This window comes from Algoriphagus aestuariicola, from assembly GCF_017254835.1.
GTDB classification, from domain to species: Bacteria; Bacteroidota; Bacteroidia; order Cytophagales; family Cyclobacteriaceae; genus Algoriphagus; species Algoriphagus aestuariicola.
Genome location: NZ_JAFKCW010000012.1, coordinates 1 through 848, shown reverse-complemented (window position 1 = coordinate 848; position 848 = coordinate 1). Strand labels below are relative to the sequence as shown.

Below are 848 nucleotides of genomic sequence, written 5' to 3'. Positions count from 1 at the left end.
GTTAGGCACAATACTTCGGAGAAATGAGATACTTAATTATAATTTTACTTTTGTTTTCATGCAATAACAAGCAGGACAATGTTAAGTCTTTCGAGGACTACTTGGGAAAAGATAAAGCCGAATCTCTTAATCTGGCAATAAGCGCATGGGACAACTTCGTTAATATTAATCGTGGAAGTAAATCGGTGACTGACTTTTCAAAGGGTTTCCTTAAAAAACTTATGCTTATGGACTCTTGGGACTCATTGGATAAATGGAGCGTTGATTGCAAACAATTTGAAAAAGTAATTGACGAAATAAATGAGACTGATTTGAGAAAAGAGTTCTGGATGTATAGTAACGAGACATATGACGACAATGAGGTAATTCAATACTATATGGATGTAAAATTTAAAGACTATTCAAATGAACCCTTTGATACTATAAAACACAATGACGATTTTGAAGAAATCTTGGCTGTTCCTGAATCAGAGGATAATCCAATTAAATTTGATGAGCCTCGAATTCGCAGACAAAGCAGTTTACACAGTAGAATAATTTCAGGTATCCATAAATACTGCAATGAGGAGGTTATTCGGCAAGGTGCTGAAATTACAATTGAAGTTGGAAACTTAAGTCCAAACATCGTTATAGGCGGACTTTTGGAAAATAAAGAAAGAGTGGACTTTTCAAGCTATTTTACAAAAGCCTATATTGTTCAGACAATATTTTATGATTTTATGAATAGTAACACTTGTAAAAACAGTAAGTGAAAAGTACTGTGCCTAACAATGCATATAAATCATGCCGGCAGAAGTTGATGATTAATTATTAATTTGGTCTGCCGGCACGCTTTATATGCGAACGTT

1 protein-coding gene is annotated in these 848 nt (G+C 34.0%); it reads left to right on the top strand.

The annotated features are described in order from the left end of the window. Window positions 1-23 precede the first annotated feature (23 nt). Window positions 24-752: a hypothetical protein gene (locus tag J0A67_RS22565; protein ID WP_206571664.1), complete on the top strand. Its 729-nt coding sequence runs from the start codon at window positions 24-26 to the stop codon at window positions 750-752. Window positions 753-848: the final 96 nt, after the last annotated feature.